This window comes from Staphylococcus sp. HMSC061G12 (assembly GCF_001838465.1).
In the GTDB taxonomy this organism is placed as follows: domain Bacteria; phylum Bacillota; class Bacilli; order Staphylococcales; family Staphylococcaceae; genus Staphylococcus; species Staphylococcus simulans.
On sequence record NZ_KV837145.1, the window covers coordinates 1 to 282 of the forward strand.

The 282-nt window shown below is 26.6% G+C and carries 1 protein-coding gene; it reads right to left on the reverse strand.

Annotated elements, in window-relative coordinates; all coding sequences use genetic code 11:
- Positions 1-282 (reverse strand): protein rep (locus HMPREF2937_RS09555; RefSeq protein ID WP_180364634.1); only part of this gene is annotated, 282 nt, incomplete at both ends.

Below are 282 nucleotides of genomic sequence, written 5' to 3' on the forward strand. Positions count from 1 at the left end.
CTTTAAGATAATCTAAATCGCCATTTTTTAATTTATTTCTTGCGTCTTTAAATAATCCAGAATAAACAAGAATTTGTTTCCCTTTAAGAGATTTATAAAATGCGTCGAACACTTTCTGATTAATTAAATAGTCACTATCCTTACCAGAATATTTAGCCATTTCATATAATTCTTTATTGCTATTTTGCTTAATTTTTTGAACATGAACTTGCGTAATTTCAGAAATTCCTGTTACATCTCGCCATAAATTTAACCATTCTTTTTGACTAATATAAGCTTTTG